This is a genomic window from Mesorhizobium sp. B264B1B (assembly GCF_020165765.1).
Lineage (GTDB): Bacteria > Pseudomonadota > Alphaproteobacteria > Rhizobiales > Rhizobiaceae > Mesorhizobium.
In genome coordinates this window covers 58,724-76,000 of the sequence record NZ_JAIUIS010000012.1, presented here as the reverse complement: position 1 = coordinate 76,000, position 17,277 = coordinate 58,724, and the positions used below count along the sequence as shown (strand labels likewise).

Below are 17,277 nucleotides of genomic sequence, written 5' to 3'. Positions count from 1 at the left end.
CAACGTGCAAGGATAGCAATGAATTTGCAGACGTCGAAAGGCGCGACATATGACGTACGGAAACTTCCACCTGAAAGGAAGCAGTCCGCTGTATTGTCAATGTTCGACGGACTCAAACCCGGTCAGACATTCGTGGTCGTTCTCGATTTTGATCCTGATAGACTCAGGCGTCAGTTCGAAGCGTTCTTTGCTGGCGAACACATCTGGCTTTGCCTTAGACCGGGGCCACCAGAATGGCTGATCGAGATAGGAAGACCTCAACCTGCGCAGTGATGTCGAGCTCTACGAAGAGGTCGCACACGCCGATCGACCGATCTGGTCACTCAAGACTCAGGTGGCAGTGACCGTGAGGGCCCCCTTCATTCCAAGCTCATAATGACCCCGTATCAGGTGGTCGTATTCGCCTTCATTGGTGAAGGCCAGACGCACCGTCTCGCCTCTTTTTACGGTGACTGAAACCGGATCGAACGCCATCGATCCATCTTCGTTCTCGACCATGCTGATCGCGATGGTACGATCTATTTTGGCCGCCATGCCCGGCTGACCGATAACCATCAGTTCATGGCCGTCATGAGTGCCGGAATGCATTCCCGCCGCAAGCGCCGGGGCGATGAAGAGGACCATGGCGATTGTTGGCATCATGCATTTCTTCAGTGCGATTTCTCCGTTGTGAAATGTGTTGAGTTTCACCCTGTCGGAGGTGGCCGCGGGCTCTGTTTTGGACCGCGATCGGCGGAACCAGGTTAGCAGGGTCGCCTGAAGCCTTCACCAGTTCTTGCCGCTGATCACCTATGGCCCGTCTGCACCGCAGATAAACTGAGTTGCCGCATCGAAAATGCACCCTCCTTTGCGGTGCTCGCGATGTCGTCAAACAGGAGAGCGAGATCCATGTAGACGCTGCGATCCCGTTCGGCTGCGCCCATTTCATCGAGATCCTGCAGGAAGAAGAGAATGGCTTCGATGCGCTCGCGTTGACAGCGGGCGTTGGCAAGATGCTCGCGTGCCGCGCGCCGCACTTCCAGAGCCGTAAATCGCGCCAGCGTCTCGTCGAGTCTGGAACGGCACTCACAATCGAGCCGGGCGTCCTTGATCAAATTTGCCAGCCTGCCGACAACGGCCATGCCAGCAAAGCGCCGGGAACAGTCGTCAATACTACTCAATGGAACGTTTTGTTTCATCTTCTTCGCTCCTAGGGCAGACGTTTCGCAGCCGGTCGCAACGCGAACAGACGACGCGCGCCCTGCCAATCGGCAGACGCGGTCTCGAAAATTGTTTTGATTATAAGCGACTATTTTTGCTGCCTGTTTGCGCTGGAGCAAACACGTAGACCGATCATCGACGGTATTGCCTTCGCATTGAGTTTTTTCCGACCGCCGATCTTGCGAGTTGAGAAGCGGCACGAGGACGTCGTGTCAGTCATCCCTGTAGAGGAATTGTCGCATGGCCGCCGACGGGAGTGTGCTTATTTTCGACGCGAAGCAGAGGCGGATGTCGGCGCCGTTTCGGCCATTCTTTCTAATCGCGGGGTTGGACGCGATTGTAGGCCCGGCGGTCTGGCTGCCGTCAACGTTCGGAATACAGGCCATCGGCCCGACCGGGATATCTCCCGGCGATTGGCATCGCGACGTGCTTCTTTTCGGGATGGTTCCAGCCATTTTGACTGGCTTTCTGTTGACGGCATTGCCTCGATGGACAGGACGACGCGCAGTCTCGCCACTTACCACGCGTCTGCTCGTCGCCCTATGGCTGTGCAGCCGGGGGACTTTCCTGTTTCTGTCGCATTCGGCCGGGCTTGCCCTCTATGCGTTTTTGGTGCTGACGCTCCTCTTGATTGCGGCGGGACGGGTGATCGCGAGCCGCGACCGCCGCAACCTGAAGATATTGTTTCTGCTGCTCGCCTTTTGTGGTGGCAACATACTTGCGGCGGCGTCCTACCAAGTAGAATTTGCGCTGCGGCTAGCCTTGGCTTCGATCGTCGGACTTGTCATGATCATCGGAGGACGCGTCGTCCCGGCGTTGACGGTGGCCTATGTCGAGAGCGCGGGCGGTCGAATCTCCGTCAACCGTTCTGCCGTTTTGGAATACGCGGCAGCGGCTATTGCGGCATGCGCCCTTGGTTTGTGGGTTGTTGCGCCGCAGGCACAACTCACCGGCGTTGCCTGCGCGCTCGCCGCCTGCGGTCAGACCATGCGAGCCGCCCAATGGAATGGTTGGCGAAGCGCGGCCTCGGCGACGGCTCTTGCCCTTCACATAGGATATGGATGGATCATCGTGGGTTTCGGACTTCTGGCGATCCACATTCTAGCACCGGAGTGGCTGGGACAGGCGGCTGCGGTCCACGCATGGACGATCGGCGCCATTGGCACGATGGCCCTCGCTATCATGGCGAGCATGATCCGTAAGCATAGCCACCGCGCCTTCGCGTCTTCGGCTCCGACGACCGGTGCGTTCATAGCGATGACGACTTGCTGCCTGTCGCGCCTCCTCGTCGAACTGTTGCCGGACTACGGGACAGGCTTGACCAACCTCTCGGGAGCAATGTGGGTTGTCGCCTTCGGTCTGTTTGTCACAGCATTCCGTAGAATGCTCATCCTGCGCAAGACGAAGCCAGACTGCCGCTCCACATCCTAAGCGACGATCAATGCCGCAGCGCGCCTGATTGAGCTGATCCGAGGGTGCCATGCCGTCGCTGCCGATTGCCTTCACACCCAATTCGTGAAGTTATTTTTGCGACAGCATAGGGCCGCCGGTTCGGTCCAGTGGAAGATGCTACCCACGCTGCTGAACGCCTTCAAGGTTGCGGCTTATACTTATCCGGGGGTTGAGATGCGTAGTATTGTGCTACTTGCTCCATTTCATCGTCCGTCATTGCGCGTGCAATATTTCGCATCTGCTGGCTAATATCGTTGCGACGACCTCCGTCTGCGAAAGCGCGCAGTTGAGCTTTGATGTAGACGGCCGACTGGCCTTCGAGCCACGGACTGCCGGCCTTGTTGTCCAAACTGCCGTGACACGAGCCGCAAGGCGCAATTCCGCGCATTGGGGCTCCATTGATGACGATGCGAGGCGCAGGAACCTTTTGCGAGGGATGATAGGCAGGCAATCGCGGCAGGTAATTATAATAGGCCGCGAGGTCGATCATGTCCTGGTCGGCAAGATGAGGCGCGAATGGACTCATTACGGCGTTCACGCGCGCGCCCGATTTGAAGTCTTTTAGCTGTTTGTATATGGCGGCTGGGTATTGCCCTGCGAGGTTGGGCGAATCGGCGCGGCTGACGCCCGTCGGGCCATGGCATATCGCGCATTGCTGAGCGAGCGTCGCACCGCGGTTGATCGACTCGTTCGAAGGATTGGCGAGCATGGCTGACGTCATGATGACGTCCGAGGTCTTGAACGTGGGCTGAACGGTCCTGGCACCCGATGTCAGTTTGGGAATGCCGGCAGCACTGCATATTGCGTCCCACAAGCCAGCCAGCTTCAGATCAGACTGTGCATAGGGAAGCAGGATGAAGCCGCCAAGGGCTGTCAAGACCACCAGCGCGGCCGTGATACCAATACTCAACCTGACCCAAGGGTTTGTCGCTGAGAAGAGGCGTTCCGTCGACATTATCGGGCTCCAATGTAGACAGCCGGAACAGAGGTGCCCTGCCTGAACGCGAGTTGCAAGATTGGGAACCCATAATTGGTCACAGTGAGCCCGATCATCAGTGCCAGCCAAAGGCCATAGCTGTTAAGGGCAGCGGGCACAGAAACGGGAGCATGGACGGCCGTGCTGAAGCGATATTCGCCCGCATCCATCGCCGGGGCGCGCTGGCCTCGTATGAGGATGAGAATGAAGATCGCGCCGGAGATCAGCAGGATCAGCCCCCCAAAGGCCGACATGCTCACTGACATCGCTTCGGAGGCAAGTCCGGGGTCGGTATAATCGAAGTAAGCCATGCGGCGAGGCATGCCTAATATACCAACATAATGCCACGGGAAAGTTGTAATGATCATGCCCAGAAACCATAGCCAGAGCTGCAGGCGCATGAGGCGGAAGTCGATGAACGCGCGCCCCGTCAGATGTGGCCATAGATCGTAGGCGATGGCGAAATACATGATCACGATCGCGCCGCCGAAGATCAGATGGAAATGGCCGGTTATCCACTGCGTGTTGTGGATCGTGGTGTCGAGCTGATAGCTCATGTTAATGAGGCCTCCGGCGCCGCCGAAACCCAGAAGCACGAAGGAGAATGCCGTTGCCAGCATGATCGGATTGTTCCACGGCAATGTAGCGATCCATCCCAGTGGTCCTCTGCCCCCACGCAGGCGACCTGCGATTTCGACAGATGCGCAGATCGTGAAAACAGTCAGCAGGGTCGGCAGGGCCACAAGCGCCGTGAACGCCGAATGGATGAACTTGAAGCCGGCGCCGACCTGCGGATCGGCGAAAGCGTGATGGATGCCGATGGGCATCGCAACGACCAGAAAGAGGATGAAGGCAATCCTGCCCATGGAGTCGCTGTAGAGCTTCCCGCCAATGGCCCGCGGCACGATCGTGTAATAGGCGATATAGGTAGGCATCAGCCAGAAATAGACGATGGCATGAAGCGTCCATGAGAAGAAGACGCGGGCCAACCCAGCGTCTATGGTCGATTTCAAGCCGAGCGCTACCGGCAAAATCTGGAACAAAAGCTCTAGCGCCGCTCCAACGGCCGTCCAGGCCCAAAGATATGCGCCCGCTACATTGGCGAACATGGCGAGAGGCACCGGCGCGTCCGGGTTGTTTCGCTTCCAGATCCTCAGGTTGATGGACATGAGTGCGACCCATATCCATGACCCGAGCACCACCAGCACGACGCCGATATAGTAGAATGGGCTCCCAATCAGCGGCGGATAGAACGTGTAGAGTACGGATGCGCGGCCAAGCGACACGGGAACCATCGCCGTCACTGCGCCGATCACGATCAGCCAGAAGCCCGCCCAGGCCCATCGCCGTCCGATGAGTGGTTGCTTGAGCGCGCTTTCGGAAATGGCGTAGCCGAAGCCCATGGCCACGAGCGTCGGGAACACGTAACCCATAATGGTTCCGTGGGCCGTCAGCGAGCGATAATACCATTCCGGATTGGTGATCCAGGTATGAAGCGGGCTTCGAATGAACATCTGCCAGGCGCCCATGATAAGCGCGAGCCCAAAAACCGCAAACGCAAGCCAAAAATGAGCAAGTATCAGTCGCCGGCTATTTAACACAGCTCACCCTCTCTTGCTTGGTTGCCATGGTCATGAACTCGGCTTTGTCAATGACCTTGACTTTCCCCCACATTCCTTCGTGCCCGAAGCTGCAATATTCCTGGCATGGCATCAGGTACTCGCCCGGCTTGCGGAAGCGGGCGTTCTGCACGGAAATGTAGCCGGGGACGAGCATGGTGTTGACGTTCGTCCCCTGAATAAGAAGGCCGTGGATGACATCTGCACTGGTGGCGCGGATGGTTATCGTCGTGTCAGTCGGGACGAGAATGCACTGTGGCGCGAAGGAGTATTGTTGCCCGATTGCCCGGACAGTTACTGAACCGTCAGGCTCGATGGCGCTACCAAGGTTGGATTCGACGAACTCACCCGAAATGTGAAGCGTGGTTGGATCAGCGGTCTCCACCCGCGCCTGCGGCATCGTCGCCTGATGGATGCCGGCGAAGGCCGCCATGCCGGCGAGGAAGGCGATGATCAAGACCGCGATTATTGCCCAGTTTTTCTCGGCGCGAATCGCAGCCCCGGCATGGTCAACAGGATCCTCGGTCATCTGGATAGCCTCGAAGCCCTAAGGATTGGCGTGGGGGATGAATACGAGTAGGTAGAACGTCAACCACATGCCAAGCACAATGGCGGTCGTAATACCGGCGAGGAGAAAAGCTCCGCCTGGGCCCGATCGTAATATCCGCTCCAGTGCCTCCTTTTCGGATCCGGCTGCGCCTGTCGGCTCATCAGAGTTGATCATCCGGCCCTCAATTCAATGTCGCAGAGCGCAGCTGGTTTGCTTCCGACGGGCTGATCGCTGCTCCCCGATTGCCCCACGAGGTGCGGACATAAGTGACTACCGCCGCCACCTCGTTGTCTGACAAAGTGCCGGCAAACGGAGGCATGCCATACGGCATCGGATTGCCGGCGGTGCCGGGAGGATAACCGCCATTCAGTACCATCCGGATCGCGTTCACCGCCGACTGCATCTGGATGGACTGGTTGCCGGCCAATGGCGGGTAATGTGGCGGAGCCCCTTCGCCTCGCGCGCCGTGGCAGCTTGCGCATCGTTGATCGTACACCGTTTTGCCAAGGCTTATCAGCAGGCTTCCTTCGCTCGGCGGCACGGAAGGTTTAGCGACATCGGGGGCGCTGTCCTGAGCGATGCTCTTCAAGTAGACGGCCATTGCGCGCGTGTCTTCGTCGCTGAGATACTGGAGGCTGTTGTAAACGACTTCGGCCATCGGCCCGTAGACCGCGCCCCTGTTCGAGACCCCGGTGCGCAGCAGATCGGAAATGTCCTTGATGCTCCAGTCGCCGAGCCCCGCTTCCTTGTTCGAGGTGAGGGATGGGGCATACCAGTTCTGCATCGGGATAAGACCGCCCTTGAAGGCGTCGGACTGAGAGTTGCCTCCAAGGGCGTTGATCGGCGTATGGCACATGCCGCAGTGCCCGAGCCCCTCGACGAGGTAGGCGCCGCGATTCCACTCCTGCGACTTGCTTGGATCGGGCTGATATTCGCCTTCGGTAAAGAACAAGGTACGCCAGCCAAGGATTAGTGATCGGTTGTTGTATGGAAAACTGAGGTCATGGGGCCGGTTTCGCTGTTTCACCGCTTCGACAGACTTGAGATAGGCGTAAATCGCGTCGCTGTCTTCCCGGGTCACCTTGGTGTAGGAGGCGAACGGCATTGCCGGATAGATCAATCCCCCATCCCGTGAACGCCCGGTATGCATCATCCTGTAAAACTCGTCGGCCGTCCATTGGCCGATACCGGTCTCAGGATCCGGTGTGATGTTGGAAGTGTAGAGTGTGCCGAAGGGGGTGAGCATGGCGCGGCCGCCTGAAAACAACTTGCCTTCGGGCGCCGTATGGCAGGCGATGCAATCTCCGGCACGTGCCAGATACTCGCCTTTGAGAATAGTGGCCGCCGGGTTTGTCAATGTCCGTTCTTGCGCCCAGGCGGCGTCGTCCAGCTTGAGGGCGGCAAACGAAACCGCGCCTGAAAACGCCAGGAGGCCGACGAGAACTTTGGGCTTCAGCATAGCGTCCTCTCAGTTCGGCTGGCTTCCACAATCGAAGGGCAATGTGAAGGTGCCTTTCGGGGCTGGCGCGGCATTCGGCGGGGCCGGCAGGGAAGACAGCCACGCCGCCACGGATCTCACATCATCTTCCGTAAGGTGCCCTGCCACGACTTGCATGCAATCAGGAGCAGTCGCCGTCCGGGTCCCGTAGCGCCAGGCGCCGAGCTGAGCGCTTACATAGGCTGGGCGCAGACCAAGAAGGCCGGGAATTGCAGGCTCCATGCCCGTAAGCGAAGGGCCGTGACAGCTCGCGCACGCAGGTATGGAGCGCGCTGAGTCACCATGTGTCACCAGTTCCTTGCCATGCATCAAAGCGTCTTGCGAGACGTCGGGGGGCGCGGCAACAGGCAAGGCCGGCCGTTGGTCGGCAAAATAGTCCGCCATCTTCTTGAGATAGGACTGCGGCAGGAATTCGAGCAAGTAGTTCATCGGCGGATAATGGCGCCGTCCCGCTCTGAACGCGAGCAACTGATTATAGAGATATCCGGATGGCTTGCCCGCCAGTCGCGGGAAATAGACGTCGCTGGTGCCCTTGCCTTTGTCGCCATGACAAATGGTGCAGGCCTGCACGCGAGCTTCCATTGTGTCTGGAGCGTTGTTTGGCGGATTGTCTTGCGAAAGTGCGGAGACGGAGGTGAGCAACAGAGACGCAACAACAGCGAGCGGAATTGGGTTGCTCATACCTAAGCTCCATCGGCCTGGCTGAGACCATAACCAAGACAGCAAGGATATGGAACCCCCGCAGCGGCAACTCGCTTGTTTTCACAGACATGAGCTGATGGGCCACGGAAATTGCCGCAAACGGGTCGAGGAGCGCGTTGGAGAGGACGAGACGAAGCAGATGGAGCTTGAGCCGGAAAGGTAGCCTGAACCGCAGTGTTTGGCAGAAACGCGGGGTCGGAAACGGGCGGGGCAGCTTGGGGTTTCTCCAGGCGATTTCTGGGGCATCGACGCGTATTGTCAGCCAGACCGAAGGATCCTAGCTCATACTAACCCGCTTGAACCGGCAACTCCATGCGGAACCATTCTGCGCCGTACAGGTTGCTTTTGCAGAGTGTTCGATTCCCCGAGGATGCAGCCGCTTGAGGCCCGTTGTCCGTCCCTCCGGCAGCGGGCCTTCCTTGCTCAGTCAGCCCCCTAATGGGGCACCTCGGAATTTCCCCTCCTCGATAGCAGCCAGCTTGAAGCACTCTCGAGCCTTCCTGAGGTGTCGCTTGGCCAGCCAGAGCGGCCCAGCAAGCGCGCACCGCTTGTTTCCACTTAGGGCCACGCTTACTCCACTGAAGGAGATGCTCGGCGGCAGCCTCTACGCTGCTGACCATGTACGTCATGCCTGACGGGTTGCCGCTGACGGGACCGGTGGGGTGAACCAGTGGGTGGCCATCAAGGTGGCCATCAGCTGACGCTCCGATAGGAGAGCCTGCGTTTGAGTTCAGAGGCGTTCAGGAGCATCACGAGGTCCGTCGCGTAAGGTGACCTCAAGGCCGACCGCTGGGTGACCCTCGGGTTCAGCGGGTTTCCCGGTCTTTTGGTCGACCACCGTCCACCCCTTGGGGTCTCTTTTCCGTTCGTACCTTGGGGCCATGAGACCATTCGCTGTATTTCCGTCTCAGTTCTTCGAGCAGGGACCGATGCTCCTGGGGGAGATCGTGGTCTATCCGCAGCCCCAGCAACTGGCGAAGGTGGCGGCGGAACGCCTCTGTCTTGATCCACCGGCGAACAAGGTGGGCTATGGCCTGCTGCCGGGCTTTGTCGAGTTCTGCCATGGTCGGTCTGCACGAGTAGTTCAGCACCGAACTCCGGGTGCCCTGGATGGTTCCCAAGGCCAGAAAGCGCCCGAGAGCCCTGAGCTTCGTCATTCAGGCTAAACTGACGCCGGCAGGGACAACTACTTGCTGATGATCCAATCCACCAAGCCAACTTCGACCGGCACGCACCCGACGTATTCGAGTACCAGGCTCTTAGCCAGATCGCGCCATTGACACTCGGGCGCGTTCGTTCCCGAGACCAAATCTCGGAACACAGCGCGGAGAATATCGGCATCGAACGCTGAGATGGTAAGGGGAGCCGGGTCTGCATCTTCCCAAGGTCGGACGGTGTCATCGTTCTGGGACTGGTGAAGCCGTCTCAGAAGGTCGTGTGATGCCGTGGTTACGCTTCGGGTATGATTAATATCGCGCCGAAATGCGGCTCTTTCAGCAAAGGAGCGATGCCGCAGCAGGAAGGTGGCTTCGATGGCCGCGCGCGATGTCTGTATGCGCTGCAAGCATGGGGCTTCCTCCCCCTCGAAAGGATTTATTTACTCCCTGTTGAACGGACCCCACAAAGCAAATCAACACCCGAACCAAAGCGGCCGGGAATGTTTGAGCGCGAAGGATCAATCAAGCGTTGCCAAGCGTTCGCTTGCGATCAACCGCGTTCAAGACGGCCACCAAATCCTCGGCAAATTTCGGGACGCTTATGTGGTTCCTTACTCATGGAGGTCGAAGAGGACGAGCTTTTCACCTATTGACGCAAGGTGAACCACCCTCGTTCATCGGCGGAAGGATCGTTCCGAGTTTCACGCGCAACTGGCTCGTCCGCCAAGACACGACCGGCTGCCGACACAATTTGCCCAACTCGACATCGTGGCAATAGTCATCTCGGCCGTCGCGCTGGGCACGTGGTCGACCGCTCATGACGACAGCGCCTCAGGACTGTTTATGGCCGTGGCCGCTATCCGCCAGGCGTGGCGACCGTGGGCTGCGCTGGTCCTCCATCTTGCATGGGCCTCGTGCCGGTTGAAGTTGCCTTCATTTCGGCGCCGATCTTCTTTCCTGCCATGGTGCCGACCGCTGCCGGGCTATGCGCGCTCGGAACGGGTGCGGTGGGCGCTTTGACACCTGCTCTGATGACCAGCGCTCGGGCACACTGGGCGAGAGTTCAAAGCTGGAAATGGCGCCTTTGTTCATCTTCGTAGCCGTCCTTCTTGCGGGATCACTGGGAATTCTGATCGCCTTCGTCCCCAACTGGAGCGGCGGGTGCTGGCCGGATGGCGGCTTTTGCCGGCTTTATCCTGATCTATCGAACAGCATAGATGAGGCCAAAGACACCGTGAGCCCGGAGCAGCAATCGACCGACGAAACCAGAACGCAGCACTTGCTCCTGACTGTCAGGTAATGCCGAGATAGCTAAGGAAACGGTTGGCCCATCCACGATGCCCTCGCACCAGTCTGAATCCCAGATTGTCGGGGGGCAAGCCGACGGCGCAGCCTCCGCTTTTTCCGTCACTTACGAAATTCGACATATAGGCTCTGTGAAGGCCTTCAAGGACATGGACGCCACAATTGTCGACCGCGCTCACAACCCCGCTTCCGTCTTCGGCCAGCGTCGTGCGGACATAACAGGTCGAAGTCCACTCCCACACGTTGCCGGAAAAGTCGGCCAAGCCACGCGAATTCACACCAAAGGAACCCCGGCTCCTGGGCAACGGGTCCGGTTTGCGATTGAGGTCAAGCTCTGCCTGGTAGCTGGTGAGCCAACGCCTGGCAGGGTTGTTGGCATCGTTTTCGACACCTTCGAATTCGCCTGCAAACCGCTCAGCTGCCGCAAATGCCCATTCCTCGTCGGTGGGCAGCCGCCATTGGTCACCTGTTGCTTCTGAATACCACCGGGCGTAGGCAACGGCGTCGAGATAGCTCACTGTCGTTGCGGGTGCGTCATGCGGGATTGAGCGGGTCTCCTCCGCCGGCCGACAGGCCCCAGCCGACACGCAATCCGTATAGTCGGCTGCGCTGACCTGATAAGTCATGATCTCAAGCGGACCGTTGAGTTGCTGCTCGACCTTGGGATTGGTTTGCGGTCGTCCGTTCTTCAGGAACTCGCCGGGCATCGGATAGGTGATCGAACCGGGGAACAGGCTAACCGTTGTGGCAATGGCGTGGGGCTGTCGCTGGCCATCGGCGGCCTGTATCGAGAGTCCTACCGCTACCGCTGCGGCCACCACGGCCATTGGCACGAGCTTCAGGATGAAAGCCGACATAGTTCTTGTCCAAGCCCGGACAGGATCACTGTCCGGGCAAATGCGAGGGCCGTTCAGTTCATGGCGACGGGTTTGGGCGCTTCCACCTGCGTCATGAGGTCGTCGTTCCAATCGCCCTCGACCTTGAAGTGAGCGGTCGCTCCGAGCTCCACGGCCTCGATCAGATTGTGATTGACGTAGGCGTAGACGCCCGGCTGCAGGAAGGTGTAGAGCGCCGAGCCCGCGGAACCACCACGAATGAACCAGGTTTCCAGATCCTTGGCCGGCGGGTTGGCGAATTTACCCTGTTCCCAGACGTAATCGCCATGGCCGCCGATCAGATGCGGCCGCGTATCGCGGTTGGCCTGTGAGTGGACGATCAGCACGGTTTCGCCGACCTTCGACTTCATGGCGTTGTCGCCGGTGAGCGATCCGACCTTGCCGTTGAACACCACATGCGTGGGAATGAGCCCGCGCATCACCTTGACGGTGTCATCGTAGGCGTCGCCGGCGGATTCGTAGCTCTTGAAGTTGCCCTTCTCGTCGCGCGGGATATAGAAGTCACTCTCGCCCACGTAGAAGATCTTGTCGTACTTGACCGGTTCGCCCTTGTCGTTCCTCAAGCCGTCGCGCGGCAGCACCATGACCGCGCCGTTCATCCCAGACACGACATGCCAGGGGATCATCGCGCCGCCAGGGGCGCAGTGATAGATAAACGTTCCCGTCCGCGTCGCCTTGAAGCGCAGGGTCACCTGTTCGCCGGGGTTGATCAGCGTGAGCTCGCCGCCACCCAGAGCGCCGGTTGCGGCGTGGAAGTCGATGTTGTGGGCAAGCGAATTGGTTTCAGGATTGATGAGCGTCAGCTCGAGGTAGTCGTCCTGGTGCACGACCATCAGCGGGCCGGGGATCGAGCCGTTGTAGGTCATCGCGTTGAGCTTTGTGCCGTCGGCATCAATGACGATCGGCTTTTCTTCGATTGTCATGGTGAACTCGACGATCTTCGGTCCGCCCTTGGCAATCTGGTCATGCGAATGCACAAAAGGCGGCGCAACGAGCATGATCTTTTCGCGGGGCAGCCCCCGCACCTCTGCCTTTGTAACCGTTGCCGACAATGCGGGCAGCGCCGCAACGGCGGCAGCGCCAAACGCTGCTCCGAAGAGGGCTTCGCGTCGCGTAATCATGTCAATCTCCTGTCTCTCGACCATTGTGGATGAGGAGAAACTACCTGACCTGACCTAGCGTTTCTTTGCGTTGGCGCAAATTGGTGATGTTAATCGCGGAAACAACAGCTCGGAACGCAGCGATCTTATGTGTCACTATTTGAAGTGGAGAATTTTGGCGTCGCCGTTTTCTGCAAGGATGCGCCGTCACGGGCCACTTCTTGAATATCAGCGGCCGCTTTTATCTTCCGTATCGATCAGAATCCGTTCGGCGGCTCCGTCGAGATCTTCGTACTGGCCAGTTTTCAAAGCCCACAGGAAGCCCCCCAGGCCAAGCGCTCCAAGAAACAGCGCGACAGGTATGAGGTAGGTCAGTGTGGTCATTACGGTCCGACCCGTTCGTTGGAGTTGGACAGCCTATCGTGGCGAATATCGCTGGCCGGTGAGATTGGTTTCGACGATCGCAGTCGCAGCGCATTGCCGATGACAAGCAGCGATGAGGCGGACATGGCGATCGCCGCTATCAAGGGCGTAACGTGGCCAAGGATGGCGATCGGTACCGCGACCGCATTATAGACGATCGCGATGGCGATGTTTTGCCGGATCAGGCTTCCTGCCTTCCGCGAGATGTCCAGCGCGAGAGGCACGGCCAGAAGACTTTCGCGCAGGAAAACGAAATCCGCTGCATTCCGGCCGATATCGGCGGCGCTGGCCGGTGCGATCGAGACATGGGCCGCGCTCAGCGCCGGCGTATCGTTGAGCCCGTCGCCAACCATCAGAACCTTGTGCCCATCTCTCGCCAGACTCTCGATGCGTTCGACCTTGCCGGACGGCAGCAGGCAGGGAACGAAGTTATCGACACCCAGCACGTCCGCAACCTCGGCGCAGGCTTTAGCGGTATCGCCCGACAGCATTTCCACCGATACCCCGGCATCGTCCAACCGTTGGACGGCCGCTCTGGCGTGGGCGCGCAGCGCATCCTCGAAAACGAAGGATGCGGCAATCATGCCATTTTTCGTCAGCACCGTTCCGCCGTAGCCGTATTTGCCTTCGCCGCCAGTGCGAGCCTTCCAGCCGGCCCATCCGCGTCGACCCAAACGCCAGATGGTTCCGGCGTCGGTGGCTTCGATCCCGAAACCTGGTTGCTCGGTCACCGCATCGAATTTGTGCTGCCGGCTCGAAATGGCAAAGCCGGCTATGGCCTTTGAAAATGGATGACGGGAATGTGCGGCCAAGTCGGCTGCGATCGCCAGCATGCCTGGATCGATCGACGAAGCGTTGACCAGCCGGGGCCGGCCAAGGGTCAACGTGCCGGTCTTGTCGAACACCGTCGTGTCGATTGTCGCCAGGCGTTCCATGGCCGAACCATCCTTGACCATGATGCCGTTCTCGAACAGGCGTCGTGCTGCGACCACCTGAACGATCGGCACGGCGAGGCCGAGCGCGCATGGACATGTGATGATGAGAACCGCGATGGCGATCGTCACGGCCCGGTGCCAGTCGCCGGTCCCCGCCATCCAGCCCAGGAATGTCAAGAAGGCGGTGAGATGAACCACCGGGGCGTAGAGCGCCGAGACGCGATCGGCGACGCGGCGATAGCGCGCGCGACCGCCCTCGGCGGCCTCCATCAGCCGGACCATTTCCGCCAGGAACGAATCCTTTGCGGCGGCTGTCGCCTGAATCATCAGCGGGCCGGTAAGATTGAGCACGCCGGCCTGTACTGCTTCGCCCGGCGCCACGTTTTTCGGCGTGCTTTCGCCCGAGGCCAGCGAGCAGTCGAAATCCGACGTTCCCTGGATGATCTTGCCGTCGACGGGGATCCTCTCGCCGGCTGCGATCAACAATCGCATGCCTGGTTCGATCTCGCCGACCGGCAAATAGTCGCGCGCGCCGTCGCCGCGCAGCACCATGGCGCCACGCGCGGCCAGCTGAGACAGGCCTTTCACGGCAGTCCGGGCACGCTCCCGCATCACATGATCCAGCGTGCGTCCGATCAAAAGGAAGAACAGCAGCGATACCGACGCGTCGAAATAGGCGTGGTCGCCATGATTGACCGTCTCATAGAGGCTCATGGCGTAGGCGAGCGAAACACCGACCGCGATGGGCACGTCCATGTTCATGCGACCATGGCGCAGAGCATTCCAGGCCGAACGGAAGAAGATGCCGCCGGCAAAGGCGAGGGCAGGAATGGCGATCAACGCCGAGACCCAGTGAAACAGGTCGCGGGTAGCACCTTCGGCGCCGGACCAGACCGAAACCGAAAGCAGCATGATGTTGCCCGCCGCAAAGCCGGCAACAGCGACTGCGCGGATCAGTTCGGCAAGCGTCTTGTCCTTGTCGTCGATCTCGGGTGCGAACAGATGCGCCTCGTAGCCCAGCCTGCCAAGCGCGGCGACGAAGGGTGGCACCTCGTCTCCACGCCACCGGACCGCGACCCGTTTCGTCGACAGGTTGACGCGCGCGCTTTCGACGTGATCGAGCCTTCCAAGTGCCGCTTCGATCGTCTGGATGCAGGCGGCGCAATGAACCGTCGGCACTGAAAGGTCGGTCTGCCGAAGATCGTCGCCAAGCGATCGGCTCGCCAACCTGATCTCCTGGCTGGATGGCAGGACCGATGTGGCGCCGTTCAGATCTAGCGCCATTTCAGCGCCCGGTGCACAGCAGCTCACTGCAGCCTCCATGAGAAATCATGATCCTGCGGACGTCGCGATAGGGTCGTGCCTGGCCGGCATCGGCGTCGACTTCGACGATCCAGACACCGTCCTTCGGCATATGCTGCGCTGCGAATTCCTGGCCGGAGGCAAGCGCGAGCGTGACGGACTCGTCCTCTTTCTCGTAGGCGGGATGACGAAACAGCACCTTGACGCCGTGCAGAGGAACCGGCTTGCCGGCTGCGTCGGAGAGGCCGTAGCGGACTTCGCCCCATGCGATGGTCAGCTTGCCGGTCCAACCGAGCGCTGCTTGGGCGCGGCCGGCCTCGGCCTCCTTGTTGAATTGCTGGCTGGCCACATAGGTGTTTTCGACGACGAGGCCGGTCCAACTCGTATTGGCGAGCGTGGCCATGGTCAGGTTGACCGCGATGACCACCCCGAAAAAGGTGAGAATGATGGCCAGCATGTGCCTGCCGGTGAATTCGCGAGGCTTTTGGGCATTGGCGGTCATTTGGCGGCCTCTGGCGCGTTGAATGTGGCGGTGTACTCGTTCGACTCGAAGCTCGCCTTGTCCTCGACACGGAGCTTGAAGGTCTGGGCCGGGGCGTGGATCTGGTCCGCCGGCTGGCGAACGAAGACCTTCAACGTTTTCAGGCGGTCGGGTTCGACCGGGACGGCGAAAGACCGGCCGGCCGGGATGTCGTCGCCGACGACGACCATGTCGGCACCCTCCAGGCCCTGCATGGTGACGGCGATGGTCCTTGGCTCAGGGATCATGTTGAGCAGCTTGACGGTATAGCCGTTGCGGATGGAACCATCGGATAGCGTGACGAATTGCGGATTGCGGTCATGCAGCACGTTCAGCTCAAGCCGATTGCGCGTCAGCAGCGAATAGAGCAGGCCCAGCCCGATCAGCGACCACAGGCCCATGTAGACGTAGGTGCGCGGCCGGAAGATCTTGCGAATGTGAAAATGCGCCACCTGATCGGAGAAGGTGCCGACGGCAGTCCTGACCAGCGACGGATTGATTGAACTGGAGCCGCCTGCGGTCGCCAGCATCATGTTGGCGTTGTAGTCGGAGAGCGTCGCGTAGGAGATCAGCCCGCGCTCCTTGCCGAGCTTGTCCATGACGCCGTCACAGGCGTCGATACACAGCGCGCAGGTAATGCATTCGAGCTGCTGGCCGTCGCGAATGTCGATCCCCATTGGGCATACCGCAACGCAGGCATTGCAGTCGACGCAGTCGCCGACGGACTGCCCTGCGGCTTGCACCTTCTTGGCGTGACGCGAGCGCGGTTCGCCGCGCCAGTCATTGTAGGTGACGGTGAGCGAATTCTCGTCGAGCATGGCTGCCTGGATGCGCGGCCATGGGCACATATAGGTGCAGACCTGTTCGCGCATCAGGCCGCCGAACGTGTAGGTGGTCGCCGTCAACACGGCGATGGTGATGTAGGCGACAGGCGCGGCGGTACCGGTGAAAAGCTCGCCCACAAGTGTCGGTGCATCAGCGAAATAGAAAATCCAGGCGCCGCCGGTCGCCGCACCGATGACCAGCCAGACGGCGTGCTTCGATACGCGCAGCATCAGCTTGCGGGCGGTCCAGGGACCATCGTCAAGTTTCATGCGGGCGTTGCGGTCCCCCTCGATCGCACGTTCGATGACAAGGAACAGATCGACCCATACGGTCTGCGGACATGCATAGCCGCACCAGGCACGGCCGACAGTCGAGGTAATCAGGAAAAGTCCAACGCCGGCCATGACAAGAAGGCCGGCCACATAGTAGAATTCCTGGGGCCATATCTCGACAAAGAAAAAGTAAAAGCGCCGATTGGCGAGATCGAGCAGCACGGCCTGGTCCGGGGCAAATGGACCGCGGTCCCAACGCAGCCACGGCGTCAGGTAGTAGATGCCAAGCGTGATCGCCATCACCAGCCATTTGAAGCGGCGAAAGTTGCCTGAGGCGCGCTTTGGGAAAATTTTCTTGCGCGCAGCGTAAAGGGGCTGACGGGTCTTGGCGGAATTGACCGCCTCGGCTTCCAGCCGTTCTATCTGCGTCTTGTCCAGCACGAGTATCTCCACTTGCGCGCAGACCGTGACTTTGAGTGCGCTGGACAACCTTGCCGCGGCATGGACAGACCCGCGTTGATGCAGGTCAATCGAGGAATGCCGAA

At 59.8% G+C, this 17,277-nt stretch carries 18 protein-coding genes; 2 read left to right on the top strand and 16 right to left on the bottom strand.

The genetic code is table 11. The features are described from left to right. Nucleotides 1-18 precede the first annotated feature (18 nt). A complete protein-coding gene (locus LB547_RS23055) occupies nt 19-273 on the top strand; it encodes a DUF2249 domain-containing protein (RefSeq protein WP_140522836.1) in 255 nt (84 codons plus the stop codon). Nucleotides 274-330: 57 nt separating this feature from the next. Here LB547_RS23055 and LB547_RS23050 read toward each other — a convergent pair whose 3' ends face one another. Next, nucleotides 331-642: a hypothetical protein gene (locus LB547_RS23050; RefSeq protein ID WP_140522834.1), complete on the bottom strand. Its 312-nt coding sequence runs from the start codon at nt 640-642 to the stop codon at nt 331-333. Nucleotides 643-785: 143 nt separating this feature from the next. After that, nucleotides 786-1,178: a hypothetical protein gene (locus LB547_RS23045; RefSeq protein WP_140522832.1), complete on the bottom strand. Its 393-nt coding sequence runs from the start codon at nt 1,176-1,178 to the stop codon at nt 786-788. Nucleotides 1,179-1,440: 262 nt separating this feature from the next. On the opposite strand from LB547_RS23045, the gene LB547_RS23040 reads away from it, so the two are divergent. Further along, on the top strand, nt 1,441-2,631 hold the full coding sequence (locus LB547_RS23040) for an NnrS family protein (RefSeq protein ID WP_140522830.1): 1,191 nt from the start codon (nt 1,441-1,443) through the stop codon (nt 2,629-2,631). A 160-nt stretch (nt 2,632-2,791) separates the two neighbouring features. Here the strand turns inward: LB547_RS23040 and LB547_RS23035 are convergent, their stop codons facing one another. From LB547_RS23035 to ccoG, 14 genes are all read right to left on the bottom strand, one after another. Beyond that, entirely contained in the window at nt 2,792-3,607 is an 816-nt protein-coding gene (locus LB547_RS23035; protein WP_140522828.1) for a c-type cytochrome, read from the bottom strand. After that, nucleotides 3,607-5,229, bottom strand: a complete 1,623-nt coding sequence (locus LB547_RS23030; RefSeq protein ID WP_140522826.1) for a b(o/a)3-type cytochrome-c oxidase subunit 1 — start codon at nt 5,227-5,229, stop codon at nt 3,607-3,609. Before LB547_RS23030 ends, LB547_RS23035 begins: the two co-directional genes overlap by 1 nt. Beyond that, complete coding sequence (locus LB547_RS23025; protein ID WP_140522824.1) at nt 5,219-5,776, bottom strand: cytochrome C oxidase subunit II; 558 nt, start codon at nt 5,774-5,776, stop codon at nt 5,219-5,221. The genes LB547_RS23030 and LB547_RS23025 overlap by 11 nt, the downstream gene beginning before the upstream one ends. A 202-nt stretch (nt 5,777-5,978) precedes the next feature. Then, nucleotides 5,979-7,256, bottom strand: coding sequence for a c-type cytochrome (locus LB547_RS23020; protein ID WP_140522822.1), 1,278 nt, complete (start codon nt 7,254-7,256; stop codon nt 5,979-5,981). Nucleotides 7,257-7,265: 9 nt separating this feature from the next. Continuing rightward, complete coding sequence (locus tag LB547_RS23015) at nt 7,266-7,976, bottom strand: c-type cytochrome (RefSeq protein ID WP_140522820.1); 711 nt, start codon at nt 7,974-7,976, stop codon at nt 7,266-7,268. A gap of 308 nt (nt 7,977-8,284) precedes the next feature. After that, nucleotides 8,285-8,617: a DUF982 domain-containing protein gene (locus tag LB547_RS23010; RefSeq protein ID WP_224684583.1), complete on the bottom strand. Its 333-nt coding sequence runs from the start codon at nt 8,615-8,617 to the stop codon at nt 8,285-8,287. 186 nt (nt 8,618-8,803) lie between these two features. After that, nucleotides 8,804-9,061, bottom strand: a complete 258-nt coding sequence (locus LB547_RS23005) for a hypothetical protein (RefSeq protein WP_181165394.1) — start codon at nt 9,059-9,061, stop codon at nt 8,804-8,806. A 122-nt stretch (nt 9,062-9,183) separates the two neighbouring features. After that, entirely contained in the window at nt 9,184-9,561 is a 378-nt protein-coding gene (locus LB547_RS23000) for a hypothetical protein (protein ID WP_140522814.1), read from the bottom strand. A gap of 885 nt (nt 9,562-10,446) precedes the next feature. Beyond that, on the bottom strand, nt 10,447-11,316 hold the full coding sequence (locus tag LB547_RS22995) for an SUMF1/EgtB/PvdO family nonheme iron enzyme (RefSeq protein WP_140522812.1): 870 nt from the start codon (nt 11,314-11,316) through the stop codon (nt 10,447-10,449). A 53-nt stretch (nt 11,317-11,369) separates the two neighbouring features. Then, nucleotides 11,370-12,476: a copper-containing nitrite reductase gene (nirK, locus tag LB547_RS22990; RefSeq protein WP_140522810.1), complete on the bottom strand. Its 1,107-nt coding sequence runs from the start codon at nt 12,474-12,476 to the stop codon at nt 11,370-11,372. Nucleotides 12,477-12,683: 207 nt separating this feature from the next. Then, complete coding sequence (ccoS, locus tag LB547_RS22985; RefSeq protein ID WP_140522808.1) at nt 12,684-12,839, bottom strand: cbb3-type cytochrome oxidase assembly protein CcoS; 156 nt, start codon at nt 12,837-12,839, stop codon at nt 12,684-12,686. Then, entirely contained in the window at nt 12,839-15,124 is a 2,286-nt protein-coding gene (locus LB547_RS22980) for a cation-translocating P-type ATPase (RefSeq protein ID WP_140522806.1), read from the bottom strand. Before LB547_RS22980 ends, ccoS begins: the two co-directional genes overlap by 1 nt. Continuing rightward, on the bottom strand, nt 15,099-15,617 hold the full coding sequence (locus LB547_RS22975; protein WP_140522804.1) for a FixH family protein: 519 nt from the start codon (nt 15,615-15,617) through the stop codon (nt 15,099-15,101). The genes LB547_RS22980 and LB547_RS22975 overlap by 26 nt, the downstream gene beginning before the upstream one ends. Next, nucleotides 15,614-17,173: a cytochrome c oxidase accessory protein CcoG gene (gene ccoG / locus LB547_RS22970; RefSeq protein ID WP_140522802.1), complete on the bottom strand. Its 1,560-nt coding sequence runs from the start codon at nt 17,171-17,173 to the stop codon at nt 15,614-15,616. Before ccoG ends, LB547_RS22975 begins: the two co-directional genes overlap by 4 nt. Between the last annotated feature and the right edge of the window lie 104 nt (nt 17,174-17,277).

What these genes read in the sequence shown, in the direction of transcription:
- LB547_RS22995 (WP_140522812.1), bottom strand. Translation starts at nt 11,316, where the DNA reads ATGTCGGCTTTCATCCTGAAGCTCGTGCCAATGGCCGTGGTGGCCGCA.
- ccoS (WP_140522808.1), bottom strand. Translation starts at nt 12,839, where the DNA reads ATGACCACACTGACCTACCTCATACCTGTCGCGCTGTTTCTTGGAGCG.
- nirK (WP_140522810.1), bottom strand. Translation starts at nt 12,476, where the DNA reads ATGATTACGCGACGCGAAGCCCTCTTCGGAGCAGCGTTTGGCGCTGCC.
- LB547_RS22975 (WP_140522804.1), bottom strand. Translation starts at nt 15,617, where the DNA reads ATGACCGCCAATGCCCAAAAGCCTCGCGAATTCACCGGCAGGCACATG.
- LB547_RS23055 (WP_140522836.1), top strand. Translation starts at nt 19, where the DNA reads ATGAATTTGCAGACGTCGAAAGGCGCGACATATGACGTACGGAAACTT.
- LB547_RS23015 (WP_140522820.1), bottom strand. Translation starts at nt 7,976, where the DNA reads ATGAGCAACCCAATTCCGCTCGCTGTTGTTGCGTCTCTGTTGCTCACC.
- LB547_RS23040 (WP_140522830.1), top strand. Translation starts at nt 1,441, where the DNA reads ATGGCCGCCGACGGGAGTGTGCTTATTTTCGACGCGAAGCAGAGGCGG.
- LB547_RS23025 (WP_140522824.1), bottom strand. Translation starts at nt 5,776, where the DNA reads ATGACCGAGGATCCTGTTGACCATGCCGGGGCTGCGATTCGCGCCGAG.
- LB547_RS23010 (WP_224684583.1), bottom strand. Translation starts at nt 8,617, where the DNA reads ATGGTCAGCAGCGTAGAGGCTGCCGCCGAGCATCTCCTTCAGTGGAGT.
- LB547_RS23005 (WP_181165394.1), bottom strand. Translation starts at nt 9,061, where the DNA reads ATGGCAGAACTCGACAAAGCCCGGCAGCAGGCCATAGCCCACCTTGTT.
- LB547_RS23050 (WP_140522834.1), bottom strand. Translation starts at nt 642, where the DNA reads ATGATGCCAACAATCGCCATGGTCCTCTTCATCGCCCCGGCGCTTGCG.
- LB547_RS23020 (WP_140522822.1), bottom strand. Translation starts at nt 7,256, where the DNA reads ATGCTGAAGCCCAAAGTTCTCGTCGGCCTCCTGGCGTTTTCAGGCGCG.
- LB547_RS23035 (WP_140522828.1), bottom strand. Translation starts at nt 3,607, where the DNA reads ATGTCGACGGAACGCCTCTTCTCAGCGACAAACCCTTGGGTCAGGTTG.
- LB547_RS23045 (WP_140522832.1), bottom strand. Translation starts at nt 1,178, where the DNA reads ATGAAACAAAACGTTCCATTGAGTAGTATTGACGACTGTTCCCGGCGC.